Annotated in this window: 7 protein-coding genes; 6 read left to right on the top strand and 1 reads right to left on the bottom strand. The window is 29.0% G+C overall.

What is annotated here, in order from left to right; translation table 11 throughout:
• Positions 1–304: 304 nt before the first annotated feature.
• Positions 305–511 (top strand): IS3 family transposase, encoded by a 207-nt coding sequence (locus tag Q0V67_RS10360; protein ID WP_366938451.1) that lies wholly within the window; start codon positions 305–307, stop codon positions 509–511.
• A 12-nt stretch (positions 512–523) separates the two neighbouring features.
• Here the strand turns inward: Q0V67_RS10360 and Q0V67_RS10130 are convergent, their stop codons facing one another.
• Positions 524–1,363 carry a MurR/RpiR family transcriptional regulator gene (locus Q0V67_RS10130; protein WP_297599259.1) on the bottom strand — a complete coding sequence of 280 codons (840 nt, stop codon included), beginning with the start codon at positions 1,361–1,363 and terminating at the stop codon, positions 524–526.
• Between the two features lie 170 nt (positions 1,364–1,533).
• Between Q0V67_RS10130 and nagE the strand changes: the two genes are divergently transcribed.
• From nagE to Q0V67_RS10105, 5 genes are all read left to right on the top strand, one after another.
• Positions 1,534–2,940 carry an N-acetylglucosamine-specific PTS transporter subunit IIBC gene (gene nagE, locus Q0V67_RS10125; protein WP_297599257.1) on the top strand — a complete coding sequence of 469 codons (1,407 nt, stop codon included), beginning with the start codon at positions 1,534–1,536 and terminating at the stop codon, positions 2,938–2,940.
• Between the two features lie 3 nt (positions 2,941–2,943).
• Positions 2,944–4,500, top strand: a complete 1,557-nt coding sequence (locus Q0V67_RS10120; RefSeq protein WP_297599255.1) for a hypothetical protein — start codon at positions 2,944–2,946, stop codon at positions 4,498–4,500.
• Between the two features lie 118 nt (positions 4,501–4,618).
• On the top strand, positions 4,619–4,759 hold the full coding sequence (locus Q0V67_RS10115; protein WP_297599253.1) for an AAA family ATPase: 141 nt from the start codon (positions 4,619–4,621) through the stop codon (positions 4,757–4,759).
• 209 nt (positions 4,760–4,968) lie between these two features.
• Positions 4,969–5,814, top strand: coding sequence for a TIM barrel protein (locus Q0V67_RS10110; protein ID WP_297599251.1), 846 nt, complete (start codon positions 4,969–4,971; stop codon positions 5,812–5,814).
• Positions 5,815–5,886: 72 nt separating this feature from the next.
• Complete coding sequence (locus Q0V67_RS10105; RefSeq protein ID WP_297599249.1) at positions 5,887–6,984, top strand: hypothetical protein; 1,098 nt, start codon at positions 5,887–5,889, stop codon at positions 6,982–6,984.
• The last annotated feature ends 62 nt before the right edge of the window (positions 6,985–7,046 follow it).

The raw sequence follows: 7,046 nt of genomic DNA, 5'->3' as shown, positions 1-7,046 counted from the left end.
TCTTTTAAAACTGAATTAGCAAAGGAATTTAAGGTTTCAAGGTCTACTATTTAGAGATAAATCAAAAATATTAAAATTAGATAAATTAAGACCATTATCAAAAGAAACTGATGATATGTTGGATCGTTATATTTTTCTTTGTGGTAAGAATATATAGTAAAAAGTCTAAGTCAAGAGAGGACTCTATTGAGCATAACTTAATAAAAGATAAATTAGTAGAAGAGAACCTTGAAGCGAGCAGCTTCTAGACGCTCTTTTACATAAGATACAATACTCCACAGTCTATGTGTGGAATATTGTGTCTATGGAATCTTTCCGCTCAAGTTTAAATAAAGAACTCATATGTCCAGAAAGAATCAAAGATAAAAAGGAAACTCAGTTAAAGATTTTCGATTATATCGAAGGATTCTATAATAAAAATAAAAATCATAGTAGCTTATGTAAACCTTCAAGTTGGAATAATATTAAATTATCTAACTTGGAGATTTTTTTATGGAAAGAAGACATATAATTGTTTATAAATTTATTTTAAATCATTTTGCTTAAAAATACTATGTATTGTATTAAAGCCCATTTCAAAGTATTTATCTGGATTTTCTAGAATAATTCTTGAAATGATATAATCTAAAATAAAAATTAATGTAATTTGTGGGGAGATGAAGTGCCCCATTTCTAAAGTGTTTTTTGAGATTATCTTTATAATTTTATCAGAAAATTCCCCAATTTTTGAATTAGGATAATTTGTAAAGGCTATAGTTCTAGCACCTTTATTTTTGCCAATATTCATGGATTCTATAACATCATTAGTCAAACCAGACAAGCTAACTCCGATAATCAAATCCTTTTCGTTACAAAAATTTGCATCTATTTTCATCTCATGAGTTTCTGTAATAGCTTTACTATCAAATCCTAATTTTGATAAACGAAATCCCATCTCTTTAGCAAAATATCCAGAAGATCCAATACCATATACTTTAATTCTAGAAGAGGTTTTTATAGAATTTATTAAAAAAGAAATTTCTTCATTTTTTATTAATTCAACATTTTGATCTAAATTTTTTTTATAATCATTAACTAATCTGTCTAATATAGAGCTATTGTTATGATTTGTTTCAATATTTACTCTTTTACTTTCTTGGTCTAAAATGAATCTTAGTTCATTGAAACCTTTAAATCCAATTTTTATGGCAAATCTTGATAGTGTGGCATCAGAAATACCAATTTTAGATGAAATATCTCCGATTGAATGCTCTAAAATATATTTAGAGTTTTGTAATATGAAATTCATGACTTTGATTTCTGATTTTGTAAATTTATTATGATTTTCTTCTATTTTTAAAATTATTTTATTTATATTTTTCATAAAAATTCTCCTTAAAATTAAAATTATATTAAAATTAAACTAAAAAAAATAGGAATTGTCAAGAAAAAAATGAAAGTATTTTCTTTGCGTAAATATTTTATGAAAGTATTTACAAAGTTGGAATTATAAAGTATAATCAGATTAAATCAAAACAGGGAGAGTGATTTAAAATGAAAGATAAAATTTTAGGGAATCTTCAACAATTAGGAAAAGCAATGATGCTACCAGTAGCAGTATTGCCAGTAGCTGCATTATTATTAAGATTTGGAGCAAAAGACTTGCTAGATATTTCTTTTATCAATGCATCAGGAAATGCAATTTTTTCGAATTTAGCATTAATATTTGCTATTGGAATTGCATTGGGTTTAGCTAAAGATAATAATGGAACAGCAGCTTTGTCAGGAGCGATTAGTTATTTAATTATTAATACAGGTGCAACAACGATAAATAGCAAGATAAAGATGGGGATACTTGCAGGAATATGGGCTGGAGTATTAGGAGCTAGAATGTACAATAAATATAAGGATACAGTGTTGCCAGAATGGCTTGGTTTTTTTGGAGGAAAAAGATTTGTTCCGATAATTACAGCTTTTTATAGTTTAATCTCAGCAGCCTTTTTAGGATATATTTTTCCTATAGTTCAAAATATTTTAGATAAATTTGGTCAGTGGATGATAGATACAGGTTCAATAGGCCTTGTAATATATGGTTTTTTTCAAAGAATGCTAATTCCATTTGGATTGCATCATGTACTGAACACAATAGTTAGATTTAGTTTTGGAAGTTATCTAGATCCTGTAACTGGAAAAACAATAATAGGTGATCAGGTTAGATTTTTTGCAGGAGATCCAAGCGCAGGCATATATATGACTGGAGGATTTTTAGTTATGATGTTTGGACTACCAGCCGCAGCACTAGCTATATACAAATCATCTAAGATTGAAAAAAGAAAATCTATAGCCGGAATGTTAATATCAGTTTCTTTAACCTCGTTTTTAACAGGGATAACAGAACCAATAGAATTTTTATTTATGTTTACCGCACCAATTCTTTATGTGATTCATGCTCTATTGACTGGATTTGCCTATATGATAACTTATTTATTTGGAATTAGACATGGGTTTGGTTTTTCGTCGGGACTTACAGATTATCTTTTGAATTGGGGATTGGCAACAAAACCAGGAATGATTATACCGCTAGGAATTGTCTATTTTGTACTTTATTTTTCAATTTTTTATTTTATAATTATTAAATTTAATTTGAAAACTTTAGGGAGAGAAGAGGATAAAGAAACAACAGAAACACAAGAGACTCTTTTGAAAAATGATGGAATTGTAGGTATTTCTAGAAGGTATCTAGATTCATTAGGTGGATCAGAGAATATAAAAATAATCGATTCATGTATTACGAGATTAAGAGTTTCGCTGGAGGATACGTCTAAAATAAATGAAAATGATTTTAAAAAAATAGGAGCTTCAGGAGTGGTTAGACTTGGAAAAAATGATATTCAAGTTATTGTAGGAACTAAAGCAGGGTTAATATCAGAAGAGATAAAAAGAATAATAAAAGGAGAATAGTCAATGAAAAAAAATATTTATTGGACAGATATGCATTCAAATTTGCATTACCATCAAATAGAAGAGTTAGAAAAGTGGTATAATCATGCAAAAGAGATTTTAGATTTTTGGCCCATAGCTTATTACCCTTATTATATGAGAAAAGATAAAAGTGGATTGAGTGTTGAAGATATTTATCCTATGGATAATATATTGAAACACTGGGAGATAATTAGAGAATTTTTTAATAAAAAAGAGGTGGAGCTTCCAAATTTTCCAGTATTTATGGGATATGAGTGGCAGGGAAGTGGAGAGGATGGAGATCATAATGTATTTTATTTAAAAAATGATGAAACAATTCATAATCCAAGAAGATACTCAGATCTAATAGAATGCTTAAAACCACAGGAAGCGATAGCAATACCTCATCACATAGCTTATGAGCTGGGACATAGGGGAAAGAATTGGGAAACTCATAGTGAAATATTTTCTCCATTTGCAGAGATCTATTCATCTCATGGAAGCTCGGAAAATGGATATACAGATCTTCATATGAGCAGACACATTCACATGGGACCAAGAACTGGAGGGACAACATATTTTAATGGTCTTGAAAGGGAATATTTGGTTGGAGCTATAGCTTCAGGAGATAATCACAGTGTGCCCGCTATGTATGGGCATGGGTTTATGGCAGTTATTTCAGAAAAATCAGACAAAAAATCTATATGGGAAGCAATGTTAAAAAGAAATGTATATGGAGTAAGTGGAAATAAAATAGAGCTGCATTATGGGGTAAATAATGGGATTATGGGAGATTTAATATCTAGTGGAAAAATTCATGACCATAAGATTAGTGTCAATGCAGGAGATGCTATTAATAGAATAGAACTCTATAGAAATAATATTTTAGAAGATACATATATTCATGGTGGAAAGTGGGAAAGAAGTGAATTGTGTGATGTTGTAACTTTTAAATTTAGAGTTGAATTTGGATGGGGACCAGACACTAGAATTTATCCAGATATAACTAAAAAAAATTGGCATGGAAAATTGAAAACAGATGGCGAAATTTTATCTATAGAAAAATGTTGGACTAGTTTTGACCAATATTTAAATTTAGTAGATAAAAATAGTTGCGAGTTTCAATTAGTAACCCATAAAACATCTCAAAGTGGGAAATGGATGGGGCCATCTCCTATTTTAACAGAGGGGTTCATTTTTGAAATAAAAGCTCTAAGAAATTCCAATATAACTTTAGAGGTTGATAAGAAAAAGTATAAAATATCAGTGGAGTCTATATTAAAGGATACTCAGTTAATAGTAGGTTTGGATGAGGCTAAAAAATTATCTAAAGAAAGATTTGGATTTGATGATTATTATAGAACAGATCCATTTTGGCATAACGCTTATAAAATAAGAATTAATAGAGGAACACCAGAAATTGGATATAAAGTAGATGTAAACTTTCAAACGAAAGGAATACTCAATGAAAGATATTTTTATATGGTAAAGGTGTTTCAAAGAGATGGGAATTTGGCATGGTCTTCTCCTATATGGGTTGATACAACAGAAAAAAATTAAAATTATATGAAGAGATTGCAGAGTAATATTTGCAATCTTTTTTAGTCTAAGGGAAGAACCGTTGATATTATATAGATATTAAAGTATAATATAAGAAAAATATAAGGTGAGGTGAATCATGAAGAAGAGATTACCAATAGTTGTGAGTGATTTTAAAGAGTTAATAAATGATAATTATTATTATATTGATAAAACAAAGCTCATAGTTGAAGCATTAGAAAAAAGATCTAAAGAAACTTTAATAGCAAGATCTAGATGATTTGGTAAAACTTTGAATATGACAACACTGAAATACTTTTTAGATATGAAAGATAGTGGAGAAAATAGAAAACTTTTGAGGGTTTAAATATAGAGAAAAGTGAATATATTGCAGAATAAGCTAGAGGATAAACTAAAATAGTAAAAATTGGAGTGGGTTTTAATGGAAAAAACTTAAAGTTTTACATAGAAAATAAAGGAGAGAAAAAAATGATTAAAGTAGGAATTAGGGCTCATGATATGGGGAAGTATTCTTTGGAGGAGTTTTCTAATCTTTTAAGTACAATTAAAGATTTAGATGGTCAGTGTATACAGCTAGCTCTAGGAAAATCGTTTACAGATTTTAAGGTTTCAAAAGAGGCTTTGAATATGAAGTTGAGCAGTTATTTAAAGTGCGATTTAGAAAGGGAAAATATTAAGCTTTCAGTGTTGGGATGCTACATAAATATGGGGAATCCCGATAAAGATAAGCGGGATCAAGAGATTGAAAAATTTAAATACCATTTAGATTTTTCTAAAAATTTTCCTAAATGTGTTGTAGGAACAGAGACGGGCTATTTGAGCACAGATTATACATACACACCTTTAAATGATAGTTTAGAAGCTTGGACTATTTTTTTAGACACTTTAGAAAAGTTAGTTATTTATGCTGAGAAAACGGGGACTTCAGTAGCTATAGAAGGAGTTAAAAAAGATATTATATCAACTCCAGAAAAAATGGAGCTAGTTTTAAAAAAAATACCCTCTGAGAGTTTAAAGGTGATATTTGATCCTGTTAATTTCTTAGATTTAAATAACTTTCAGGACCAAAAGAGTATAATTGAAAAATCATTTAAATTGTTTGCTGATAGAATAGAGATAATTCATTTGAAAGATTTTAAAATAGAAAATGGGGACTTCAAAGTTGTACCGATAGGAGAAGGAATTTTTGATATAGGAACATTGATGGAGTGTATTAAAGAATATAAGTTAAATGTAGATGTTTTATTAGAAAATTCAAATATTGAAACGGCAAAAAAATGTATTGATTTTATAAAAAAAATGAATAAAAATTAAAAATAAACCTTCAAAGGAAAAGCAGAGATTAGTTGTATATATTAATATGCGAACTTAGGAGGGGAAAAATATATGAAAAAAAAGATAAAATTAGTGTCACTGTTGATAGCAATTTTGAATATATCATACAGTCTTTCTTTTTCAGCTGAAGGTAAAGTTGGGAAGTCTATAAAAACAGAATATGAAAAAGACTACACCAAGAGTAGCTTGACAGTGATTCAAACATTTTCTGGAGATTCTGGAAAGTATGACACAAAATCTTCACACTCCTTTGCACTGTTAGATTATAATTTCAATAAAAATTGGAGTTTGTTATTACAATGGGAAAGATTTCTAAATCTCTATGACTATAAAGGGCAGGAAAATCAAATAAATAATGATTTTCATGTTCCTAAAATAGCTATAAATTACCAAGAGGAACAAATAGGTGAAAGTAAAATTGTACTAAATACTCAGTGGGGAGCTAGACAGTTTGATTATTTTAAATCATCTCAGAATCAAATCTGGTCTTGGGTAAATGTTGGTTTTGATTTTAAAAACTATTTTCCAAAATTCGAGAGTTTAGAAGTTATAAAGTTTTCTCTGATGCCGATGTTTATTCATGGGTGGTATACGGATAAAAAAGACAATGATTTGGGGTACATGAATCACGTATCTTTAAATCTTCTATCTCAATATAAACTTCCAAAAGATTTTTATTTGCAACTGGACTTTTTTTTATCCAAAGAGTTTTATGATGGGAACTATCGTCTTTCAAACACAGATGGAACCACTTATGACAGTGCAACATATTTGGGGTTTTATGCTTGGTTAGAGTATTCAAAAGAGGTATATAAATTTAATAAACAGTTAAATTTAAGTTTTAATTTTGCAACAGGATTTGATCCGTTTGTTGTTTCAGATAGGGATGCTAAGGGATGGGTACCTCCTTATTGGATGTTATCAAATACTTATGAATGGCCAACACCTGTGGCAACAAATTCAGGAGATTATAATGAGATGTGGGCACTTTTTGCTTTGCCAGAATTAGAATTGAACTACTCTTTTAATGAAGATCTAAATATGTCTTTGTTTGCAGGTGGGAAATATTCAAATAAAACTTGGGGAGGAAAAGGGAAAGAGTTTAAGTTTCAACCACAAGTTGGATTTACTATAAATTATAATTTTTAAAAAAATGTATAAAAATTAAAAATAAACCAGAATCTATTTTTCAGATTCTGGTTTATTTTTAT

Origin of the sequence: uncultured Cetobacterium sp., assembly GCF_947072685.1 — a bacterium.
Taxonomy (GTDB): domain Bacteria; phylum Fusobacteriota; class Fusobacteriia; order Fusobacteriales; family Fusobacteriaceae; genus Cetobacterium_A.
The sequence above is the reverse complement of the archived record's forward strand: the minus strand, read 5'-3'. Positions and strand labels throughout refer to the sequence as shown.

Excerpts from the sequence above, each read along its gene's own strand:
- Q0V67_RS10360 (WP_366938451.1), top strand. The coding sequence starts at position 305 with ATGGAATCTTTCCGCTCAAGTTTAAATAAAGAACTCATATGTCCAGAA.
- Q0V67_RS10130 (WP_297599259.1), bottom strand. The coding sequence starts at position 1,363 with ATGAAAAATATAAATAAAATAATTTTAAAAATAGAAGAAAATCATAAT.
- nagE (WP_297599257.1), top strand. The coding sequence starts at position 1,534 with ATGAAAGATAAAATTTTAGGGAATCTTCAACAATTAGGAAAAGCAATG.
- Q0V67_RS10120 (WP_297599255.1), top strand. The coding sequence starts at position 2,944 with ATGAAAAAAAATATTTATTGGACAGATATGCATTCAAATTTGCATTAC.
- Q0V67_RS10115 (WP_297599253.1), top strand. The coding sequence starts at position 4,619 with ATGAAGAAGAGATTACCAATAGTTGTGAGTGATTTTAAAGAGTTAATA.
- Q0V67_RS10110 (WP_297599251.1), top strand. The coding sequence starts at position 4,969 with ATGATTAAAGTAGGAATTAGGGCTCATGATATGGGGAAGTATTCTTTG.
- Q0V67_RS10105 (WP_297599249.1), top strand. The coding sequence starts at position 5,887 with ATGAAAAAAAAGATAAAATTAGTGTCACTGTTGATAGCAATTTTGAAT.